At 64.6% G+C, this 20,583-nt stretch carries 18 protein-coding genes; 1 reads left to right on the top strand and 17 read right to left on the bottom strand.

Translation table 11 applies throughout. The features are described 5' to 3' along the window. Positions 1-19: 19 nt before the first annotated feature. The 14 genes from BO996_RS06885 to BO996_RS06820 form a co-directional block, all read right to left on the bottom strand. Complete coding sequence (locus BO996_RS06885) at positions 20-460, bottom strand: DUF2147 domain-containing protein (RefSeq protein ID WP_012203268.1); 441 nt, start codon at positions 458-460, stop codon at positions 20-22. A gap of 80 nt (positions 461-540) precedes the next feature. Continuing rightward, positions 541-2,346, bottom strand: a complete 1,806-nt coding sequence (locus BO996_RS06880; RefSeq protein ID WP_012203267.1) for an acyl-CoA dehydrogenase C-terminal domain-containing protein — start codon at positions 2,344-2,346, stop codon at positions 541-543. Between the two features lie 63 nt (positions 2,347-2,409). Beyond that, positions 2,410-3,117, bottom strand: a complete 708-nt coding sequence (locus BO996_RS06875; protein WP_071954357.1) for a TetR/AcrR family transcriptional regulator — start codon at positions 3,115-3,117, stop codon at positions 2,410-2,412. Positions 3,118-3,317: 200 nt separating this feature from the next. Beyond that, positions 3,318-4,433, bottom strand: coding sequence for an IPTL-CTERM sorting domain-containing protein (locus BO996_RS28915; RefSeq protein WP_156897928.1), 1,116 nt, complete (start codon positions 4,431-4,433; stop codon positions 3,318-3,320). 547 nt (positions 4,434-4,980) lie between these two features. Beyond that, entirely contained in the window at positions 4,981-5,523 is a 543-nt protein-coding gene (locus tag BO996_RS06865; protein WP_071954355.1) for a hypothetical protein, read from the bottom strand. After that, positions 5,520-6,635 (bottom strand): hypothetical protein, encoded by a 1,116-nt coding sequence (locus tag BO996_RS28910; protein WP_156897927.1) that lies wholly within the window; start codon positions 6,633-6,635, stop codon positions 5,520-5,522. Before BO996_RS28910 ends, BO996_RS06865 begins: the two co-directional genes overlap by 4 nt. Beyond that, positions 6,635-7,336 (bottom strand): hypothetical protein, encoded by a 702-nt coding sequence (locus tag BO996_RS06855; protein WP_013804202.1) that lies wholly within the window; start codon positions 7,334-7,336, stop codon positions 6,635-6,637. The genes BO996_RS28910 and BO996_RS06855 overlap by 1 nt, the downstream gene beginning before the upstream one ends. Beyond that, positions 7,314-8,249 carry a hypothetical protein gene (locus BO996_RS06850; protein ID WP_071954353.1) on the bottom strand — a complete coding sequence of 312 codons (936 nt, stop codon included), beginning with the start codon at positions 8,247-8,249 and terminating at the stop codon, positions 7,314-7,316. Before BO996_RS06850 ends, BO996_RS06855 begins: the two co-directional genes overlap by 23 nt. Continuing rightward, entirely contained in the window at positions 8,246-13,237 is a 4,992-nt protein-coding gene (locus BO996_RS06845; protein WP_071954352.1) for a tape measure protein, read from the bottom strand. Before BO996_RS06845 ends, BO996_RS06850 begins: the two co-directional genes overlap by 4 nt. A gap of 70 nt (positions 13,238-13,307) precedes the next feature. Beyond that, on the bottom strand, positions 13,308-13,598 hold the full coding sequence (locus BO996_RS06840) for a DUF1799 domain-containing protein (RefSeq protein WP_012203260.1): 291 nt from the start codon (positions 13,596-13,598) through the stop codon (positions 13,308-13,310). Between the two features lie 29 nt (positions 13,599-13,627). Beyond that, positions 13,628-14,083 (bottom strand): hypothetical protein, encoded by a 456-nt coding sequence (locus BO996_RS06835; protein ID WP_071954351.1) that lies wholly within the window; start codon positions 14,081-14,083, stop codon positions 13,628-13,630. Positions 14,084-14,126: 43 nt separating this feature from the next. Next, complete coding sequence (locus BO996_RS06830) at positions 14,127-15,053, bottom strand: phage tail tube protein (protein WP_012203258.1); 927 nt, start codon at positions 15,051-15,053, stop codon at positions 14,127-14,129. A gap of 129 nt (positions 15,054-15,182) precedes the next feature. Then, positions 15,183-15,668: a hypothetical protein gene (locus BO996_RS06825; protein ID WP_071954350.1), complete on the bottom strand. Its 486-nt coding sequence runs from the start codon at positions 15,666-15,668 to the stop codon at positions 15,183-15,185. Between the two features lie 441 nt (positions 15,669-16,109). Next, positions 16,110-16,724 carry a S24 family peptidase gene (locus BO996_RS06820; protein WP_013804208.1) on the bottom strand — a complete coding sequence of 205 codons (615 nt, stop codon included), beginning with the start codon at positions 16,722-16,724 and terminating at the stop codon, positions 16,110-16,112. A gap of 146 nt (positions 16,725-16,870) precedes the next feature. On the opposite strand from BO996_RS06820, the gene BO996_RS06815 reads away from it, so the two are divergent. After that, positions 16,871-17,383 carry a Mor transcription activator family protein gene (locus BO996_RS06815; RefSeq protein WP_071954349.1) on the top strand — a complete coding sequence of 171 codons (513 nt, stop codon included), beginning with the start codon at positions 16,871-16,873 and terminating at the stop codon, positions 17,381-17,383. Positions 17,384-17,486: 103 nt separating this feature from the next. On the opposite strand, the gene slmA is transcribed toward BO996_RS06815, so the two are convergent. From slmA to BO996_RS06800, 3 genes are all read right to left on the bottom strand, one after another. Further along, the gene (slmA, locus tag BO996_RS06810; RefSeq protein WP_012203254.1) at positions 17,487-18,182 is read right to left on the bottom strand and encodes a nucleoid occlusion factor SlmA; all 696 of its coding nucleotides are present in this window, start codon (positions 18,180-18,182) and stop codon (positions 17,487-17,489) included. Positions 18,183-18,264: 82 nt separating this feature from the next. After that, positions 18,265-19,752 carry a sensor histidine kinase gene (locus BO996_RS06805; protein ID WP_034390299.1) on the bottom strand — a complete coding sequence of 496 codons (1,488 nt, stop codon included), beginning with the start codon at positions 19,750-19,752 and terminating at the stop codon, positions 18,265-18,267. 37 nt (positions 19,753-19,789) lie between these two features. Further along, positions 19,790-20,509, bottom strand: coding sequence for a response regulator transcription factor (locus BO996_RS06800; RefSeq protein ID WP_012203252.1), 720 nt, complete (start codon positions 20,507-20,509; stop codon positions 19,790-19,792). Positions 20,510-20,583 lie beyond the last annotated feature (74 nt).

The raw sequence follows: 20,583 nt of genomic DNA, 5'->3' as shown, positions 1-20,583 counted from the left end.
CGGCCGCCCTCCGGAATGGTTACTGCACTCGCACCCAGGTCTGGGTGCGGCCGAAGGGGCCGATGGAGCCGCGCACCTCGAGCTTGGCGCCGCCCTCGATGGGCGTCAGGCGCAGCGTGTAGGTCTTGCCGTTTTCGGGGTCGAGGATCTTGCCGCCTTCCCAGACGTCCTTGCCCTCGGCCTTCTTGGCGCCGCGGATGATCTCCAACCCCTTGAGCGGCTGGCCCTTGCGGTCGTCCGAGCATTCGGTGCAGGTGGCGGCCGGATCGGCGCCCTTGCGCAGGATCTGCTCGATGCGGCCCGTGACCACGCCGTCGTTCTCGGCCACGCGGATCTCGGACTTGGCTTCGCCGCTCTTGTCGTCCACGCTCTTCCACAGGCCCACGGGCGTCATCTGCGCCTGCGCTGCGGCAGCCGTGAGGCCCAGGACCATTGCTGCCAGTGCTTGATATGCCTTCATTTCAAACCCCTTTCGCCTAGAAAGGCGCGCAGGCCACGCTGATGCGCACAGCCCGCGCTCCCATGTTGGAGTGAAGCCGTTCAGGCCAGCGCTGCGTCCGTGTCCATCAGGGACTTACTGCCCGCGCGGGCCGTGCGCATCAGCGTGGCGGTCTCGGGCAGCAGCTTGGCGAAGTAGAAACGCGCGGTCTGCAGCTTGGCCTGGTAGAACGGGTCGGTGTTGCCCTTGGCGATTTCGCGCAATGCCACCTGGGCCATGCGGGCGAAAAAGTAGCCGAACACCAGGTGGCCCGCCACACGCAGGTAGTCCACGGACGCGGCACCCACCTCGTCGGGGTTTTGCATGCCCTTGAAGCCGATCTCGGTGGTGAACTTGGTCATCTGGTCGCCCAGGTAGGCGATGGGGTTGATGAACTCGGCCATCTTCTCGTTGACGCCCTCTTCCTCCACCAGCTGCGCCACCAGCTTGCCGAACTTCTTGAGCGATGCGCCCTGGTTGCCCAGCACCTTGCGGCCCAGCAGGTCCAGCGCCTGGATGCCGTTCGTGCCTTCATAGATCATGTTGATGCGCGCATCGCGCACGAACTGCTCCATGCCCCATTCGGTGATGAAGCCATGGCCGCCATAGACCTGCTGGCTCATGGTGGTGGCCGTCCAGCCGTTGTCGGTGATGAAGGCCTTGACGATGGGCGTCAGCAGCGCCACCAGCTCGGCGCTGTCCTTGCGCACCTTTTCGTCGGGGTGGTTGAACTCCTTGTCGATCAGGAAGGCGCAGTAGGTGACCAGTGCACGGCCACCCTCGGCATAGGCCTTGGCCGTCAGCAGCATGCGGCGCACATCGGGGTGGACGATGATGGGGTCGGCCGGCTTGTCCTTGGCCTTGGTGCCCGACAGGCTGCGCATCTGCAGGCGGTCCTTGGCATAGGCCAGGGCGTTCTGGTAGGCCACCTCGGTCAGGCCCAGCGACTGGTTACCCACGCCCAGGCGGGCGGCATTCATCATCACGAACATGGCCTGCAGGCCCTTGTTCGGCTGGCCCACCAGGGTGCCGATAGCGCCGTCGATATTGATCTGTGCCGTGGCATTGCCATGGATGCCCATCTTGTGCTCCAGCGCGCCGCAGAAGATGGGGTTGCGCTCGCCCAGCGAACCATCGGCCTTGACCACGAACTTGGGCACCACGAACAGGCTGATGCCCTTGGAGCCGACCGGCGCATCGGGCAGGCGGGCCAGCACCAGGTGGACGATGTTGTCGGTGAAGTCGTGCTCGCCCGCGCTGATGAAGATCTTGTTGCCGGTGATCTTGTAGGTGCCCTCGGGCGCGCCGGCCACGGGCTCGGCCTTTGTGCGCAGCAGGCCCAGGTCGGTGCCGCAATGGGGCTCGGTCAGGCACATGGTGCCGGTCCACTCGCCGCTGGTCAGCTTGGGCAGGTACAGCTTCTTTTGCTCTTCCGTGCCGTGCACATGCAGGGCTTCATAGGCGCCGTGCGACAGGCCCGGGTACATGGTCCAGGCCTGGTTGGCGCTGTTGAGCATCTCATACACCGCCGAGTTCACCGCAAAGGGCAGGCCCTGGCCGCCGTAGGCCGTGTCGCAGGACAGCGAAGGCCAGCCGCCTTCCACATACTTCTGGTAGGCCTCCTTGAAGCCCTTGGGCGTGGTGACCTCATGGGTTTCCTTGTTCAGCACGCAGCCCTCTGCATCGCCGCTGATGTTCAGCGGAAACGTCACATTGGCCGCAAACTTGCCCGCCTCTTCGAGCACGGCATTGATGGTGTCGGCATCGACCTCGGCATGCGCCGTCATCTGCTGGTAGTCGTCCGTGACCTTGAACACCTCGTGCATGAGGAATTGCATGTCGCGCAGGGGCGGGTTGTAGCTGGGCATTTGTCTTCTCCTGTGATGGCGGGGTTTGCGGTGGATGCGGTGAAAACGGTGGAAGCGAAAAAATCAGGCCGGGCCGGCGTAGCGCGCCAGAATGCTCTCGAAGCCGTCGATGGCGCGCTGCATGGAGCCTTCGTTGCGCAAAAAGCGCGCCTCGTAATGCAGGGCCAGGATCAGGCCGTGGATCTCGAACAGCAGCTGGTTCTCATCCAGATCGGCACGCAGATCGCCGCTCTCGCGGCACTGCACGATGGTGCGGCGCATGGCCGCGTGCCAGGTCTGGACCGAGGCCGTCAGCGCATCGCGCACCGGCCCCGTGCGGTCGTCGAACTCCACGGCGCCGCTGATATAGATGCAGCCCGAGTCCAGCTCGATCGACGTGCGCTTCATCCAGTTGTCGAACAGCGCCCGCAGACGCGCCACGCCGCGCGGCGCCTGAAGCGCGGGAAAGAACACTTCCTGCTCGAAACGGTCGTGGTACTCATGCACCACGGAAATCTGCAGCTCCTCGCGCGAGCCAAAATGCGCGAACACGCCCGACTTGCTCATGCCCGTCAGCTCGGCCAGAGCGCCGATGGACAGGCCCTCAAGCCCGATGTGCGTGGCCAGGTTGAGGGCAGCCTCCACAATGGTGGCCTTGGTCTGCTGCCCCTTGTGCAGCGCGCGGCGCGGCGCGGGCGCTGCGGCTTCGTGCACGGAAGAGCCCGCCTTGGGATCGGCTGTGGCGTCAGCGGTCAAACGGGTGATGCGGCGTGGGGCGGAAACGCTGGACATGCGAAATTCTTGTTAAAACGAACGTTCGTGCTATTTTGCATGGAAAGCTTGTCGCGGCGAAGACATGCGGGGGAAAACACCTAGCTTGTGGGCGAGCACGCAGAGGCTCGCGCATGAAAAAAGCCGGCATCAACCGGCTTGCGCAAGACACAAATCCCTCTCGAACCCACGCCTTTCCGGGTCGTGATCTCAGCCCTGGTTCAGGTGTTCACCCCTGTGCCTTCACGACGGCGCAGCCTGAACGCCCCCCCAGCCACCGCGATGCTCAGCAGTGCCAAGCCCCAAGGCGACAGCACGGGAACACTGGCTGCCGCCGAGGGCGATGGTGGTGCAACAAATGCGGTGATCTGCAGCACAACCGTCGTTCCATCCTGCACGAGATGGCCAGTTGCCCCTGCGGGCAGCGCCCCCAGCGTGAACAACCCATCGACACCTCCGGCTCCTGCATCGAGCAGCGTATAGCTTTGGCCGGCAGACAACGTACCGCCAAGATTGCTCACATTGAGGGCGGCCCCGTCGACCCATGCCGCCTTGTTTGATGGTGCCGCACCCGGGCCCGTGACTTGAATCAGATCGGCGGCGCCAGTGCCTGCATTGATCTCCGCCTCATAGATGCCGGCACGCATATCCAGAAAGGCTGCACTGACTGTCCCGATCGAATGACCGGGTGCCAGTGTCCCATTGAGCACCAGAGCGCCATTGATGGAAGCTGTTCCCTTGAAGCGACTGCCCGCGGTCGTCAGGCGAATGTCCGCCGCGATCGCAGCCCCTTGCAGCACCAAGGTATTGTTGGCTCCCTTGAGCTGGATGGAGGAGCCATTGCCAGCGCTGCCAGCAGCCAAAGGAGTTCCGCCCTGGCCCGCGGTCACGGTAGAAGTGACAGTCACTGTATTGCCGGACCCTTCCACACGTATTCCATCACCGCCCACTCCGCCGAATCCGCCACCCGGCACGCCCACGCTATCGCCTCCATCGCCGCCGGATGCCGACGCGATGGTGATGACATTGGCATTGCCGATGACGTAAAGACCGGATCCACCGCCACCACCGCCTCCGGCCGTACCACTGTCACCTCCACGGCCTCCCGTGGCGACTCCGATGGTGCAGCGCGCCCCATTGGATCGAATGACCACGCCAGCTCCGCCACCACCGCCACCGCCACCGCCGGAAGACATTCCCACGGCGCCGCCTGCACCTCCCGCGTAGCCGGCAGCCGAGGCGACCGCGCCACCGGCACACATGCTGGCGTCAGCCCCGCCGCCACCTCCCCCACCGGCGAAGTTGCCAAAATCTGCGTCGCCACCAGCGGAGTTCATGCCCCCGGGGGCACGCACGTGCGACAGATCCAGACCACCGGCCGCACCCCAAAGCGATGCGGGAGCACCCAGTCCATCCAGGGTGGACATTGCGCCCAACCCACCGGCATTGCCCTGCCCTCCGGCACCGGGGCCGGAGCCTCCGGAACTGCCGACGCCATTTCCGCCAGCGCCGCCTCCGTGTCCACTGCCTCCACCCCCGCTGATGTCCATGATTCCCACGCCACCCCCGCCTCCTGCGCCACCTGCCCATGCGTTGGGAAGCGCCATGCCCATGACAAACAGGCTGGCCGACGCCAGTGCTGAGACACGCAGCAATTCAGGAAACGAAGGGAGTGAATCAATGGATGATCTGGACATTTTGGGGCAACGACACAGGCAATTACAACTGTAAGAGACCGTAAATTTAAATGAGATTTACCCAGAATCGGGCATCTCTGAATTTATTTTGCGTACCGCGGCCCGATTCATCCAATCATGATGGCACTCGAAGACAAATGCAAAAAAGCCGGCAATTGCCGGCTTGCGTGCACGCCTTGCGGCCCGGTCATGCCTCCACGGCAAAGACCCTGATGCCCTTGAAGCGCATGCGCCTCCCAGGCGGCAGGTCGGCATTGATAGCGGCCTCGGTCACTTCCCAAACCCGGCTGTCCTCGAAGTGGACCGAGAAGCGCAGAACGCCCTGGACCATGGAGGCCAGCACCACGCGCTCGCGGCCATCGCGCGACCGGATGGGCAGTCGAAAGCTGTCATCCTTGGCCAACACCTGCGCGCCTGCCCGCAGCTCGGCAGAGAGGGCCAGCGTGGCGCCCACCGGCACCGTCGCATCGGTGAAGTCGGGAGTATGTACAAAGTCCTCCTTGTCGGCCGCGATGCCGGTGATGACGATCTCCGGCATCGCGGGTTCGGGCACCGGCTCGGGCGGGGCCTCATAAGGCAGTTCGACCCAGGCCAGGCCCGTGAAGTTGCTGCGCGGGCGGCCCGCTGTCTCGTGCGTCTGCATGTTGTCGGGTGGCAGTGTCGTCGTGCGCGAGCCGGGCATGGTGGACATGCCTGCGTACCAGCCCCAGAGGTTGAATTCGTAGTTCATGCGGCACCCAGTTCGTAATAGAAGTCGCGGTCGTTAAGGGTCTCCGAAACATGTACGACGGAGTCCAGCCCCTGCGCTACATACAGGCCCTTGCCGGGCCCCAGGCCAAACATGGCTTTCCCTGCTGAGGTGCTATCCCCTGACACATTACTCCCGGCAAGTGGGGGAAATGCCCGCCAAGTGATCCCATCCGCCGACACAATCAACCGGACTCGACGGATTTGAGCCCAATCGACCGTATACATCTTCAAATAGGCACAACCGTCAGCCATCACCGCATACTGCGGGACACCGAGACAACGCTCTCCGTTCTCTCCATCAAAAACCTGCCACGATTGCACGGAAAAACTCGCACCGTCTTCTGTCACGATGGACCTGACCGTATTGCCCCGCACTTCAACCAGCACGAATCTGCGCCCTACTGCAAAGGCATTCTGGGGCTGGATGTCCGCACTGAGCTTGAAGGCAGCGAACGTAGTCGATACGGAAAAATTCAGTCCATCGACCGATGTTGCCAGTACGGTGCCATCGGAGGAAATGGTCAAGTACCGCTCCCCGTTGTAGACCACGGATTGCCAGGAAGTGTCCACGGGCATCACCAGGCTTACGCTGGCGCTTGTTCCAGTTTCGCAACGACTCAGCCCACGAAACTCAGGAAAGCCGTAGAAAAACCCGCCAGCACACATGACCCGTCGGACCGCCCCCAGAGGCGAAGACGTGAATGTCAGACCATCGTTGACACTGACATACGACTCGTATTGCGTGGCACTTGAGGAGGGAACGCCGCTGCCGCATGCAATCACGACATTGCCGCCGCGCTCAGCAATCGAGTAAATCGCAGGCCAGCGTCCGCTGCCGGTATGGGTGAAGCGCAGCACCATGGTCCTGAGGTCAGCCGAGGTGTAGACCTTGTCACCAACCACCAGGAAGTTGACTCGACCATTGTTTACACCGTGATCAGGGACGATGTTGGGAGGCGATGTTGCACCAAGGGGCCGAAAGGCGTTGGCTGTCAACATGGACACACTTGGTACCTTTCGCTCCTCCCCGCTCCAGATACGCCGGCGCATCAGCGCGGCAGGTTGGCCATAGATATTGTTGAAGGAAAGCATCAGATCCACCCAAGGGTTGCGGTTTGAGTAAATACGCGGTCGGCATAGCGCGAGTCCAGCGCCAGGTCGTCCTCGATTCCGGAAAACTTGCCTCCGTTGCGCCTGAGCACGGGCGTCAGCGCACCGGAGCGGTTGGTGACGCGCAGTTGCTCCTGCGGCGCGGACCCGGCCGGCATCAGGCATTCGCACTGCGGGTGCAGGACGATGTAGTGCATGCCGACGATCAGGTGATGGGGCCCTGCCGTTGTCAGCTCCTGCTGCGGCATGGACTGCGGTGAACCGGACAGCCGCCAGCCCGCGGGATCCTGGGCCGGGTCGAGCGCGCTGGCCGTGGTGCCGGCTGGTACGCGCCGATAGGTCAGCAGCGACTGGGGCGACCACACGGCGTCGCCCTGGGCGTAGCTGCCCGGCGCCCATCGGGAGGCACCGGCGACAATGGCAGCGTTCTGGGCGCTGGTCGCGGCGGCGGAGGCGGCGGCCTGCGCAGCGTTCTTGTTGCCCTCGACCGTCAGCATGGCCTGGGCCATTTCCGTCAGAAACGTCGTGAGCCAAGTCACCAGGCCCGCCGTCCAGTTACGAAAGCCCGTCAGCCAGTTCAGATAGACATCCGTCTTGACGTCGAAGACGTCCTGCGGGTCCGTGCGACGATTCGGGATCGCCACCGATTCCTCGGGTGCACTAGGTGGGGGTGTGAAGTTCATCGTCTTCCAGTCCTTCAATGGTTAGGTTGCAATCGGAGAAGCCATGGGCCACCAGAACCTGGTCGAAGCCCGTGATGTAGCCGTAGGTGGTGAGCACGCCGTAGCCGCGCGCACCTATCCAGACGACCGGTCTGGCGCGATACGCCAGGATTTCGTTGCGCACGCGCTCGTACTGCGTGCCGTGAACGAGGACCTGCAGCTTCAAGCGGTCGCTGTAGGCGCCGGGCTCGGCCATCCAGCCGCCCCAGTCGTCGCGCTTCTTGAGGCTCCAGTCGTCGAAGCTGACCGAGGGCCGCCACTGCGTGTTGCCCAGCCAGACGGCACGGCCGATGACGACTTCGGCGCAGCGCGCCTTGGCCCCCAGGTTGGCGATGCGTATCGTGATGCTGGCCTGCGTGTAGGCCGGCAGTCCCGAGATGGACAGCTTGCGTTCGCGCTCTATGGGGTTGAAGAAGTAGCCCCAGTGCGAATTGCCCGAAGGGCGCAGCACCAGGCGCTGCCCGCTGTGGAACACCTCGCCGGCCACGGGGTCGGTCATCACCACCTCGACCGTGTGCGCCTGCAGGCCCAGCAGCTCGATGTCCGTGACCACGCGGCCGGGCTTGATGGTGACCTCGATAAGGTCATCGGCCTCGGTGTACGAGCCCAGGCTGGCATCGAACATGCGCAGCCGGTTTTCCACACCGCGCCTTTGCCACTTGCCTTCCGAACTGGCGGGGTCATTGCCGGTATTGCTGCCGGCCATGCTGCGCCAGATCACGCGCGAGGCGTCGATGATCTCGTCGTTGAGCGCATAGGCCTTGCTGGCGGACCAGGGCTGCAGGCCGCTTGCGGCGACGTTCGTGCTCATGTTGTCCAACGTGATAGGCAGGGGCGGCACAAATCCCATGCCGCGTGTGAATTCATCGTTCATGCGGTCTCCCTTTGCTTGACGCCGATGGCGTCGCTCTTGCGAGCCATCTTTTCGAGGCTTTGCAGCAGCACGATCTGCTGGCGCCCCAGGTCATAGGTCAGACGCTGCAGGGACTCGAGGGCCCTGTGCAGGTCGCCGCCCTGCATTCCCTCCAGCAGGCGCCGCGTCTGCTGGGCGCTGTGGATCCGTGAAGGTCCGGTGAACTCGAGCTCGGGGCCGTTTTCCCCGACCAGGCGCAGGCCGCCGAAGTGCTCGCCACCCGAGGCGAAGCGCGGAATGCCGAACTGGTCCAACGCCGCCAGCACGTCGCGCTCCGAGTAGCCATACAGATAGGCAAGATCCAGCGCCGTGCCCCCCTGGGCCTTGATGTCATTGGCCAGTCCCACCAGGTCTCCGGTGCCGTCGTACTTATGGAAGGTTGGCGAGAGCGCATCGAGCTTCTTGGCTCGCTCGGGATCCGTTTCGTAGTCGTAGATCGCGAAGCCATCACCGAGCACGGCAATAGGCATCTTGTACTTGCTATACACGGTGGAGCTGCCACCTCCACCCCCAGGACCTGGCCCCGGACCAAGTTCCGCGCCCCCGCTGCCGCCACCGGAACCGCTTCCGCCAGAACCAGCACCACCTCCGGTACCAGCTCCTTCCTTGAGCAGTGCCGCGCGGAATTCCGCCCATGCGAGATCGGACGACAGCAGCCGCGTGTCGATGCCACGCGCTATGTCCAGCGCCTCCTTCTCGGTCTTGAGCAGCCGCTCCAACGCATCGACCTGGCTTTTTTCCTGCTCCAGAATCAATTCATCGGCAGACAGCTGCTCGCCTGCCGCGTCATGCAGTACTTCGAGCTTGTTGGCCAGGATCAACTGCGCGGCCTCATAGTCCAGGCGCGAGCGGAAGTTGCCCGAGGAAATACCGCCGCGCGCAACCGAGACGGCCTCGCCGATGTCAGCCGATTCGGGCAGATAGCCCGTGCGCCGGTACGCAGCCAGTGCCTGGTCAATGACCTCGTTGGCTCTGGCCAAGGCCATGGCCTGGGTGCTCTCGATCTGGCCGCGCAGTTCGACGACATGCCCGCGCAAGGTGTCCATGAGGGCGCGCTCGGTATCCACGCGCTCCTGCGCGACATCGACGCGTGCCTGTATGGCCGAGCGCTCCGCATCGACGGAACGCTGCAGCAGGCTCCACGCCGCATCCGTATCGGCCTCGTTCTTCTTCGCCTCCTGCGCCTGCTCCTCCTGCTTGCGCTTGGCTTCCTCCGCCTGTTTGGCCGAAGCCGCCGCAGCATCCTCGGATGTCTTGGTAACGGCCTTGAACGTGTCGTTGAGCTTGAGCAGCTCGGCAGCGGTCTCGGCCGAAGATTTGCCGGTGCCGCCGATATTGCCGATCAGCTTGTCCATACCGGCAGTGAAGTCGGCCAGCGACGTGCTGGTGTTTGCCAGGTTCTCGAGATCGGCCGCGAGTTTCCCGATATCGCCCGAACCTTCTCCCAGAGTAGAGCTGGCCCAGTCCTTGAAGGCGCCAGTCTTGGCCATGTCCTTGAGGCCTTGCGTGCCCTGGACCTTGGAGATGGCGTCCTTCAATACCTTGGCATTCGCCTCCTCGGAGTTGGCTGCCTTGAGCTTGTCCTCCACCAGCTTGCGGAACCGGGCCTGGGCGTCGTCGGCATCCAGGTCGATGTCCACGCCCAAGTCCTTGAGCTTGCTGCCCATCTCGCGCTTGGCGATGGTCTTGCGCTCGTCCTCGCTATAGAAATTCTGGTAGAAGCTGCCGGCGTTGGCGTTCAGCGTCTCGATGCCGCCCGAAGCCTTGATCAGGGACTCGAAGGCCAGGTCGGTCAGGTCGGCAAAGCCCGTGATCTTCTTGCCCAGTTCCTCGAAGGAGCGGCCGATCAGGTCGATGGTCTGGAAGGCGGCCTGCAACGCCTCGACATTGGGTGCTTCGCCCAGCGAGTCCAGCGTGGTGCGCATCCAGCTGGGCAGGTCCGCCTTCTTGAGTTCGGACACCAGCAGGGAACCGGTCTGGCCCAGGAAGGCCTTGTAGGCCTCGTCCGGGTTGTTGCCCAGCGAGCGGTTCTCGAAGCCGGCCAGGATCATGCCGGTCGTCTTGTCGATGATCTTGGCGTAGCCGTAGGCGTCCTCGTCGCTGTACCGGCCGTTGACGGCAAAGCCGCCGACCAGGTCGATGCCGCGCGCGCTACCCGTCGCGTATTTGCTGAGAGACCCATAGACCGAGGCCAGGCCGTCCAGGCTGGTCTTGAGCTGCTTTTCGACGGCATCGCTGTGGCGCTGCGTCAGATCGTCATACCAGTCTCCGGCCGCACGGCCGAACAGCTGTTCGGCGGCCCTGTCGTTGCCGACGCCAGCGGTGCTGTAGGCGGCGCCAGCGTGGTTGGGGCCGCGGGAGCCGAAGGCCTTGTCCAGGGCTCCGCCCAGGAAGCTGCCGACCATCGTTCCGATTCCGGGAAGAATCCACGTCCCCACGGCTTGGCCGACAGCTGCGCCATATTGCCCCTGAGACAGGCTATAGAGACTTCCCAAATAGCCTGCGGCAGACCCCAGCCCACCTTTAAATCCAGGGATGTCTTTCAACCAAGAGTCAAACCTCCCCACGGTCCGGCTCAGGTCAAGCATCGCTCCACCGGCCTTGTCCCAACCGTTCACGACGAGCTTGAACGCAGAATCACTGAGGAACTCTTGAGCTGAGCTACCCCAGGTTGACCAGTCCGTCAGTCCCCCCCCCAAGCCCGCATCTGTCAAGCCACCAGGTCCAGAAGTTCCCGGAGCCCCTGTTTTACCGAAGAGGTTGCCGATGAATCCTTGCAACTGAGCAATCACAGGAACAAGGAATGGCCGTGCAAACGCCTTGTACATCTCATCGGCCACCGTGGCCTTGAACGTCGCGCTCAGGTTCTTGGTGAACGTGCGCCAGCCTTCCGTACCGTTGGCCAGCATGTCCGTGAAGCCCTTGCGGAACATCTCGTCCATCTGGTCAACGGACTTCTGGGTTTCCTGCATGCGGGTGCGCTCGGCGACATTGGTCTTGGCCTGGTTCGCAGCGGCCGTGGCGTCTTCCTTGAGCTTCTGGGCAGCTGCGGCGTCCGTGGGATTCTTGGCCGCGATGTCCTGCAGCTTTTTCTGGAGATCAATCTCGATCCTGTACTGCGCCAGGGCGATCTCCCGATCGCGCTGAGACATGGCGGCCAGGGACTGCTCGAACTGGGTCGCCTCGTTGGCCTCCTTCACGCTTTGCGCATACTCGGCCACCATGCGTGCCGAGTCGTTGTAGCCCTTGACCCTGGCGAGTTCGCGCGTGGCATCGGCCTCTTTGCCCACGGCCTCGGCGACGTCCTTCGAGCATCGGACGCTCTCTTGCTTGGCTGCGTTGTCTTGCAGTTCCGCGATGGTCTTTTCGACCTGCTCCTGCCGCAGCTGTCCCAACGCATCGCCAGTCAGACCGATCGCGAGGGTCTCCTGCCGGGCGAGGTCCAGGTTCTTTTCGGCCAGTCCGGCCTTGGTCTGGTGCTCCTTGACGAGTTGCGCCACCTCCTGCTGCCTTTTCTGCAGTTCCTGATCGCGCTTGAGCTCCTCATTGTCCTGCTGCGTTCTGGCTGGCACGGCCGGTGGCGCGTAGCTGACGGTGCGGGGTACCGCAGGCGGCTCTTTCTTCTGCGCAGGCGCATCGGTTTTCTTGCTTTGCTCCTGCGGCTGTGGCTGTGGCTGTCCCACCAGCGGCGGATTGATGAACCCGCGGCCGCCGCCTGCATTGCGCTGACCCTGTGCCGCCATCAATTCGCGCTGCACCTGCTGCAATTTTTCGACCAGGCGCTGGGCATCGTCATGGGCCGTGCGCACCCACACATTGCGCGATGTCGCTGCCCCCTTGGCCTGCAGCATCTCCAGTTCAGCCCTGGCGCGCGGAAGCTCCTTGGCCAGATAGGCTGCCTTTTCCGCATTCGACTGGAAGGCCGTGCTGATGTATTGCAAGCCCACCGCGCGCCCGGCTATGTTGCCCAGGCCGCTGCTGATCTGGCCCAGGAAGCCCGACCCGTTGTCACGCGCGCGCGACATGGACTCCGAAAAGGCGTTCATGTCGTTGGCCGCTGCATTCATGCCAAAGGAGATCATCTGGCTGATGCCGGAATCTCCCACGGCGGACTTGAGCTTGTCCCAGGCGTTGGCCATGCGTTGGGTGCCGGCATCCAGCCTGTCCGCCGCCTTGTCCGTCCCCTCTCCCAGGGAGCTTTGCAGCGCCTGCGAGAAACGGGGCAGAAAGTCCTGCGTCACGACCTCGCCGGTCTGCAGCATCTGGGAGAACCGCTCCTGTGTCACACCCAGGGCCTGAGCGCCGACCAGCGCCGCATCCGGGATATGTCCCAGTTTCTCGCTGAAGTCCGACGCGCCTATCGTCCCCTTGCCCATCAGGTCGAGTACGGCTGCCAACGAGGCATTGCCCTGCTCCACGGAAAGGCCCATGGCCGCGTTGGCCGAGGCAATCCCCGTGAAGATGCTCTGCACCTGCGCGCCTTCCAGCGCCGTACCACGCGCCTTGGTGGCGAAGTCGGCGTAGGCCTGGCCGGTGGCATTGAGCTGCAGGCCCAGCCGATCGGCCAGGGCCGTGACATAGGCCAGTTCCTGCGCGCCCTTGCCGCCGGTGGCAAGGTCCAGCCGCGTACGCAGATTCTCTGTCTGGGCACTGGCCGTGTAGAGCGCCTCTCCCACCTTGGCCGCCGAACCCGCCACCTCCAGCAGGGCATTGGCGCGGCCTGCAATCTTGCCCATGGAAGTGGACAGGCTCTCGACATCGACGCTGGCACGCGCCGACACAAGTCCCGTATCCGTTGAGGCACCTGCGAACTGCGACATGCCGGCATACGCCTGCTGCAGCTTGCCGTGGAGTTTGTCGAGCTCCTGGGAGAACTGGGCATTCTGCGCACGCAGCTCGCTCAGGCTGGGCGTCTGGGCGATGCCTATGCTTTTGACCGCTGTACTCATGCTGATCTCTGTTCGGTATGCTTGACCGCTTGTGTTTGTCTTGAAAGGCCGGAGCCGAGGCCCCTATGCCTCAGCCCCGGTTGAGCTGGCGCAGCGCCTGCGCCTCCAGTACCTGCAATTGCGCGAAGACCTCGCCGCGCTGCGCGGCGGGCACCGCGTAGCGGCGCATCACGATCTCGGCCCCGGCGTAGTCCAGCCCGTCCCAGTGCCACTGGCCCCAGGGCGTGGCCGTCCTGCGCCACTGGGTGGAGCAGCCGAGGTACACGCTCCAGGCCATCGCATGCTCCGGCCACAGTTCGTAGTCCTCGGGGTGCTGCCGTTGCAGATCGCCGGGCACCATCCGGTCGGGGTCGATCCCCATCTGCGCGCACTGGGCGCGCAGCTCGTCGTCTACGAGATAGCGGTCTGCGCCGTCGAGGCCGAGGTGATGCCGGACAGCGCCACGGAGTTTTTTGTGGCGGCATCCCGCTGGTGCACGTTGAGTCCGTCGAACCAGGCCACGGCCATGGCCTGCTCCAGTCCCGGGTAGGCCTCCTCGGCCGCCAGGCGCTCGTCGCGGCTGTAGGGCACGGGTGTTCCTTCGTCGCCCAGCATCCCCTCCCAGCCCACAACCACTTCGTCGAGCAGCTCAGGGATGGTCATGCGCCGTACCTCCTGCGAGCCATCGGGCTGCGTGGCGGGCTTGCCGACGACGATGAGTTCATTGATCTCGTCACGCCGCGCCTTGCCCAGGCGCTTGAACACGACGGCAAAGTGATGGGCTCCGAACCTGCCCTCATCGACGGGCAGGTACAGCGTTGCGGGAACGGAGATGGTGGACTTGAGCCCGGAAATCTTGACGGCCATGGTGATCCTTGGATGTGTAGTTGTCAGGCAGGGAGGTGAGGCGTCAGATCTCGATGGACCATTCGTCGTTGCCCGCGTCGGAGGGAATGAACGACAGGGGGATGGTGATCATCTGCACGCCATCGCTGTCGCTGTAGGTCGGCTTGCCGATCTGGGCGCGCGCGCTCTTGAAACTGACGGTGTTGGTGGCGCCCGGGCCATGCTTGAGCGTGACGGGCACGATGGCGCTGGCACGCGCCAGGCCGATCCAGTCCTTGGTGGCCACGCTGGTGTTCTCGAAGGTGACGCTGCCCGTGGACTTGCGGTCCGTGATTTCCACGGTGTCCACGTTCATCAGGTCGCGCTTGACCACCTGGTTGCCGCACTTGAAGCTGAAGGCGCTGCAGGCCACCGCCAGGCCGTCGAGGGTCAGTTGGGTGTTGGTCTTGTTGACGCCCAGGGGAGCGACGAAGTCGCTGTAGTCCACTGCCGGCAGGGCCTCATCCACTGCGGGGACAAAGGAGCCCGTGAACTCGAACTTCCACTTGGGAATGGCCTTGGCATCGGTGCTGAATTCCACCTCGCCGCGTGCACCATGCATCTTGTAGAGGGTGCCGTCCACGTTGCCGTAGATGGTCACGCTCTGGATGCCGTCGGTCACGGGAGAGAAGACTGTCTTCACGCCAGTCTCGGTGCTGGCGCTGGCGGCGCACGCACGCAACAGGTCGGTCACGCCGGGACGCTCACCCGCTGCGGCCACACCCGCGAATTCCACGGAGAACGCCACCTTCTGGTATTCGGTGACCAGGGTGCTGCCGCTGGAGCCGAAGAAGGGACGGATGTTGTTGCGCTCGACCACATCGCCCTCGATGGGGGTGAGGGTCACGTCGCTGACCAGCATGGCATTGGCCGCCAGCGGCACGACGGCCGTGCCGACAACGGTTTCAACCAGGGCCAGGAGGGCCATCTTGCGCATGATCTTTGCTGCCATTTGGAAAATCCTTTGAAGAGATGAGGAGAGGTTTCGCGGCCTTGGGCGCCGTTCTCCAGCGCTGCGGACCACAGGGGTTGCGGGAAAGTTGCGGGTATCCGGTCTAGGCCCGGTTCGGTGGTGTGCAGGTCACAGGTAGCTCCAGGTTCTGAGTTGCAGGACAACGGAGTGGCAACGCACTCCCGCGAAATCCACAGGCTCGGCTCGCACGACCTGCACGCCATCGGTGCTGTCGTCGCTGCCTGCCAGGGGACCGGGCTGGCACGCGCCGCCCAGGGTCGGATCGGCTCGCACCAGGGCGCGGAACTGCTCGACCAGGTCGTCAAGCAGCAGCTCGCTGGCCTGGGTGTCGGCGATGGCCAGGTAGCCATGCAGCGTCCATTGGTGCACGCTCACCGTGCGGGCCGTGCTGCTGCCGTGCTCGGCCGTGCTGCTTCTGCGCAGCCACCAACCGCGGACATGGGCCGTGCCTGCTGTAGGCGGCGTGTACGTGAACAGGGCGGCCAGCTCGGCATCGCTGGCGGCATGGCGTTCGCGGTCCTGCACAACGCCGATCTGCGGCACCGAGGCCAGCACGGACACGATGGCGTTGCGATGCTGGGCCAGTGCATTCATGAGCGCAGCACCGGAAAGGCCGCCGTCACGCTCGCCGCAGCCTCGGCCACGATGGGCCGCAGATGAGCGGCAAAGAGCAGGAACAGTTGTGCGATGGCGTACATGGGTCACTCCGTTGGGGGACGCAGAAAACGATGCGTCGTTGCGATGGAGTGACTGTGCCGAGGCAGGCAAAAATGAATAAGGCCTGCATATGCAGGCCCGGTTTCAGAGTCCACAGGCGCGCGCCTTCTCAGGCGCAGCGGATCTGGATGCCAGGCACATGTGCCTTGGCCCGACACATCCCAACGGCCAGGCAAGCGCAAACGTCCTGCCGCTCGGGCAGGCACGGATGCACGAAAGAGGAGGACGAGAAAGGCTGGGAGAAGACGGAAGCGCGCAGGCTGGCCTCAGGCCTGCGGCAAAGTCTTTGGAGCGATGCTGGGAGGCGCGGCCCGGGGGCTAAAGTTCTCCGCCGTGCCAGAGGACCCGGCCGCAGATGCGCAGCCGGTTGGCCGCTTCGCCTTCCAGAACCTGGGGCGGATAGGCGGGGTTGTAGCTGACGATGCGCACACCGCCCGTGCTGAAGTCGCGCTCCAGCAGCTTGACGTAGTTCTCACCCTCCAGCTCGATCACATAGACACCATCCTGGGTCAGCGTATCGACCGAGGTGTTGACCAGCAGGATGTCGCCATCGTTGATGCGGTCCGCCATGGATCTTCCACGGGCACGCACGATCTTGGCGTTGTGCCTGCCCAGTCCCTTGGACTGCAGCCAGGACGAACGGAAGGCGAAGCGGCCTATCACCTCGTCGGGGCCATTGACGGCCCCATGCCCTGCGCTGACGTGCGCATCGAGCATCTCGATCTGCGTGAACTCGTCCTCGGCCGCCCCACCATGCCGAGCCCCAGGCTTCGCTGCGCCCGTGCCGTTGAAATACTCCAGCGGCCGGCCCGCTCGCTGCGAGGCCCGCAGCAGTTGCCGTGCTGGCACTTCCCCGCGCTTGCGCCAGGTCCGCACCGTTTCAGGCTGCACCTCCATGCCCGCCATCCAGTCTGGTCCCAAGGCTTCAGCCATGCGCGCCAGTACCTCATCAACGTTGGATGTAAGCGCATCAGTCACAGGTTTTGCAGGCATGGCGAATCTTGACAGTGGTTCGTTATGGACCAAGAATATGGTTCAAATTGAACCGTTTCCTTTTGAACCAAGAGCGTACAGCCAAAATGCATTCCGAACACCATCCGGCACCCGCCTTCCAGGGCTTTCGGCCTGCTGCCCTGCCCCCCACCATCGGCATGCACACGCCCGTGGCAGCTGCCTTGGACCCGCACCATGGCACTTGCAGCGATCTGCTTCCGCCCCTGCTGCAGGACTTCGAGCGCCTGATCGGACTGCAGCCCACGATGGCCCTGGTGCAGCGCTGGGGTGGACTGCGCATCTACGTTCCCACGCCGGACAAGGTCACACCCGAGCATCCCTATGCAGCCACCATCGGCGTGCCAGCCTTGCTCCAGCTCGCTCGTGAGTATGGGGGCCTGCCCCACTTCCAGCTGCCCAGGGCAGCGCGTGCACTGCAGGCACTGCGCAACCAGCGCATCGCTGCAGACTACGCCACGGACAAAACGGCCCGGCAGCTGGCTGCCGAGCATGGGATTACGGAAGGCCAGGTGGGGCGCATCGTTGCGGCGCTGGGCGTGACAGCACCGGCCAGGCGACGGCGCAATCTCGTGGGCTGAGCACAGCCACCGCGACGAAGCAAGGCCGTGGTCGCAAAAAAAGCCACCGGCGCAGGCGGGTGGCTTTGCTGCAAAGCGGACCCTGGGGTCCGCTGGGCCATGTTCAGACCATCAAGGCCAGGCTGGCTTCCAGATGCTCGGTCGGCAGGCGGCGGAAACCCGAGCGCGCGTAGCGCTGCAGGCGGCCCAGCGCGAACGATGTCAGCACGCTGGCGGCCACCTGTGCATCGACCGTCGGGGCGGAAGAGCCCAGCGCACCGGCGGCGGGGCGCAGGCACTGGCGCAGCGTGGATTCGATGCGGTCGAAGAACTGGTTCATGCGGGCCTGAAGGCGCTCGTGCTCGAAGACGATGGCATCGCCCACCATGACGCGCACCATGCCGGGGTTGCGCTCGCCGAACTGCAGCACCAGGGAGATCACGCGGCTGGCCTGGCGCATTCCGTCCACTGCGGGCCGCTCTTCCTCCGGCACATCCCGCCCGACGATCTGCTGCACCAGCGTGAAGACGGATTGCTCGATGAACTCGATCAGTCCTTCGAACATCTGGGCCTTGCTGGCGAAGTGGCGGTACAGGGCTGCCTCGCTGACGCCCAGATGGGCTGCCAGCGCTGCCGTGGTGATGCGTTCTGCGCCCGGCTTCTCCAGCATGGCCGCAAGCGCCTGCAGGATCTGCTCGCGCCGCTCCCCGGGTTTGGGGCGTTTGCGCGCAGGCGTAGGGGCGGAAGCGGAGGCGGCTTCGTCGGAAACGACATCAGCGCCAGGAGCGGATAAAGGCGACAGGACTTCAGACTCGGACATAAGCAGATCAACTATTTGTAAGTAATTCTCTCACAGCCCTCGGCGGCAACTCCGCACAAAGCTGTCCCCATGAGCGCAACCGTCAGGATCGCTTGCCTGTTGCTTGCGCTGCTATTGTTTCCGAGAGCATGGCCGGCATTTGCAATGGAAGCTCCAAGCGTACCAGCAGGCCCTTGCCTTGCGCTGCGGCGCCAAAGGCCAGAGTGCCCTGGTGCAGCAGGGCGATTTCTTCGGCAATGGCCAATCCCAGCCCGGTGCCGTCACCGGCCGCGCCCTGCGCGCGGTAAAAGCGCTGCGTGATCTGCGAGCGCTCGGCCTCGGGCACGCCGGGGCCGTCGTCCTCGATCTCCAGGAAGGCCCAGCCTTGCGGCTCATCCGCAGACTGTGCCGCGCCATGGTACATGCCGCAGCGCAGCGTGACGCTGCCGCCGGGCGGCGTGTACTTGATGGCGTTGTCCACGAGGTTGGAAACCAGTTCGCGCAGCAGCCAGCTGTGGCCCCAGACACTGGCGGCCGCCACGTCAAGGCCGAAGTCCAGCCCCTTGGCGCTGGCCTGGTCGAAAAACATTTCCAGCATGCTTTCGCACAGGTCCTTGAGGTCCACCTTCTGCAGCGGCTGGACTTCGGCATTGCGGGCGTCGGCACGTGACAGCGCCAGCAACTGGCGTGCCAGCTGCGAAGTGCGCCGCGTGGCATCGCGCAACTGCTCGATCTGCGTCACGCTGAGCACCACCTGGGCCTCGGTGCCCTTGCGCCTCGCCTCGGCCTGGGCAGCCTGCGCGCTCAGCGCCCAGGCCTCGACCTGGGCCTGCAAGGCCGCCAGCGGCGTGCGCAATTGATGGGCCGCATCGGCCACAAAGCGCCGCTGGCCTTCGGCCTGGGCGTTGACCAGTGCAAACAGGCGATTGAGCGAGCGCACCAGCGGACGGACCTCGGCCGGCGAGCTGTGCTCCGAGATGGGACTGAGGTCGCGCGGCGAGCGCCGTTCCACCGCCTGGGTCAGGGTCAGCAGCGGCCGGAAAGCCCGGCTGACCGACCAGTAGATGGCGATGCCGGCACCCGCGATCAGCAGCACGCTGGGCAGCAGCACATGCAGCAGCAACTGGCGCACCCATTGCTGGCGCACATCGCCGCCATCGGCCAGCACCAGCACCATTTCACCGGCGCCATAGGTCTCGGCGCGCATGACGGCCACGCGGTAGGTCAGGCCGTCATGCTCCTGGCTGTGGAACTCGGCCAGCGGCGTGGAAGGCACGTCGAAGCGGATCCAGGTGTCGCCGGCAACGACATGGCCCTGCAGGTCGCCTATGGCATATCCGACGTCGTCGCCGCGCTGGCGCAAGACGTCCTCGATGGCGGGCGTCAGCGCCACCAGAGGCGGCGTTCCCTCGGCGATCGACGGAGCCAGCACCGAATCGGCCAGCGCAGGCAGCAGGCGCAGCAGGCGCTGGTCATGCTGGGTGGAGGCTTCGTCTGCCGAGCGATAGCCGAACCAGCCGCCCATCAGTGCCAGCAGCGTCAGCGGCACCACCAGCAGCACCAGCAGGCGAAGGCGCAGATTGGCCGTCATGGGCGGTCAGCGCCTGGGACCATGCGCCATGTCCGCATCAGGCGGCGGTATGCGAGAGTTCCAGCCGATAGCCGAAGCCCCGGATGGAACGAAGTGCCACGCCATGCGGCTCCAGCTTGCTGCGCAGGCGAGAGACATAGACCTCGACCGCATTGGGCGTGATCTCGCGGTCCCAGCCCGTGAGCGCCTGCAGCAGCTTGTCCTTGCTGGCGGGCTTGGGCGCGTGGATCAGCAGGTATTCCAGCACGGTCCATTCACGTGGGCCCAGGTCGATGGGCAGCAGTTTTCCCTCGCTCTCGTCGTCCTGCGCAGGCTGGCGCGCGCCGGCGCGGCGGCCTGCCGTGTCCAGCTCGATGGGACCGAAGCTCAGGACGGCCGATGTGGCTGCCTGCGAGCGGCGCAGCAGCGCGCGCAGCCGGGCGAGCAGCTCGGGAAGCTCAAAGGGCTTGACCATGTAGTCGTCGGCGCCCTGGTCCAGGCCCTGCACGCGGTCCTGCAGCGCATCGCGCGCCGTCAGGATCAGCACGGGCATGGCCGAGCTCTCGACGGCGCTGCTGCGCAGGCGGCGTGTGAGTTCCAGCCCGTCGATGCCCGGCAGGCCGATGTCGATCACGGCCAGGTCGAAGGCTTCCTGGGCCAGCACCTCCAGGGCGCGCTCGGCACTGCCGACCCAGTCCACGGCATACCCCGCATCGGACAGCCCCAGCTTGATGCCGCTGGCCACCATCACATCGTCTTCCACAAGAAGCAAACGCATATCAAACCTAAAAAACAAAAGCCGCCCAAAGGCGGCTTGCAGCAAACCGGCCCAGGCCGTCAGACCACGCCCGG

The organism is Delftia sp. HK171, from assembly GCF_001886655.1.
Classification (GTDB): domain Bacteria; phylum Pseudomonadota; class Gammaproteobacteria; order Burkholderiales; family Burkholderiaceae_C; genus Comamonas; species Comamonas acidovorans.
Note: the sequence above shows the minus strand (reverse complement) of the source record. Positions and strands in the feature narration are given on the sequence as shown.

What these genes read in the sequence shown, in the direction of transcription:
- BO996_RS06800 (WP_012203252.1), bottom strand. Translation starts at nt 20,509, where the DNA reads ATGCGTTTGCTTCTTGTGGAAGACGATGTGATGGTGGCCAGCGGCATC.
- BO996_RS06820 (WP_013804208.1), bottom strand. Translation starts at nt 16,724, where the DNA reads ATGGCTGAAGCCTTGGGACCAGACTGGATGGCGGGCATGGAGGTGCAG.
- BO996_RS06885 (WP_012203268.1), bottom strand. Translation starts at nt 460, where the DNA reads ATGAAGGCATATCAAGCACTGGCAGCAATGGTCCTGGGCCTCACGGCT.
- BO996_RS06875 (WP_071954357.1), bottom strand. Translation starts at nt 3,117, where the DNA reads ATGTCCAGCGTTTCCGCCCCACGCCGCATCACCCGTTTGACCGCTGAC.
- BO996_RS06880 (WP_012203267.1), bottom strand. Translation starts at nt 2,346, where the DNA reads ATGCCCAGCTACAACCCGCCCCTGCGCGACATGCAATTCCTCATGCAC.
- BO996_RS06865 (WP_071954355.1), bottom strand. Translation starts at nt 5,523, where the DNA reads ATGAACTACGAATTCAACCTCTGGGGCTGGTACGCAGGCATGTCCACC.
- BO996_RS06845 (WP_071954352.1), bottom strand. Translation starts at nt 13,237, where the DNA reads ATGAGTACAGCGGTCAAAAGCATAGGCATCGCCCAGACGCCCAGCCTG.
- BO996_RS06855 (WP_013804202.1), bottom strand. Translation starts at nt 7,336, where the DNA reads ATGAACTTCACACCCCCACCTAGTGCACCCGAGGAATCGGTGGCGATC.
- slmA (WP_012203254.1), bottom strand. Translation starts at nt 18,182, where the DNA reads ATGTCCGAGTCTGAAGTCCTGTCGCCTTTATCCGCTCCTGGCGCTGAT.
- BO996_RS06815 (WP_071954349.1), top strand. Translation starts at nt 16,871, where the DNA reads ATGCATTCCGAACACCATCCGGCACCCGCCTTCCAGGGCTTTCGGCCT.
- BO996_RS28915 (WP_156897928.1), bottom strand. Translation starts at nt 4,433, where the DNA reads ATGAACTCCGCTGGTGGCGACGCAGATTTTGGCAACTTCGCCGGTGGG.
- BO996_RS28910 (WP_156897927.1), bottom strand. Translation starts at nt 6,635, where the DNA reads ATGCTTTCCTTCAACAATATCTATGGCCAACCTGCCGCGCTGATGCGC.
- BO996_RS06835 (WP_071954351.1), bottom strand. Translation starts at nt 14,083, where the DNA reads ATGGCCGTCAAGATTTCCGGGCTCAAGTCCACCATCTCCGTTCCCGCA.
- BO996_RS06850 (WP_071954353.1), bottom strand. Translation starts at nt 8,249, where the DNA reads ATGAACGATGAATTCACACGCGGCATGGGATTTGTGCCGCCCCTGCCT.
- BO996_RS06825 (WP_071954350.1), bottom strand. Translation starts at nt 15,668, where the DNA reads ATGAATGCACTGGCCCAGCATCGCAACGCCATCGTGTCCGTGCTGGCC.
- BO996_RS06830 (WP_012203258.1), bottom strand. Translation starts at nt 15,053, where the DNA reads ATGGCAGCAAAGATCATGCGCAAGATGGCCCTCCTGGCCCTGGTTGAA.
- BO996_RS06840 (WP_012203260.1), bottom strand. Translation starts at nt 13,598, where the DNA reads ATGGGGATCGACCCCGACCGGATGGTGCCCGGCGATCTGCAACGGCAG.
- BO996_RS06805 (WP_034390299.1), bottom strand. Translation starts at nt 19,752, where the DNA reads ATGACGGCCAATCTGCGCCTTCGCCTGCTGGTGCTGCTGGTGGTGCCG.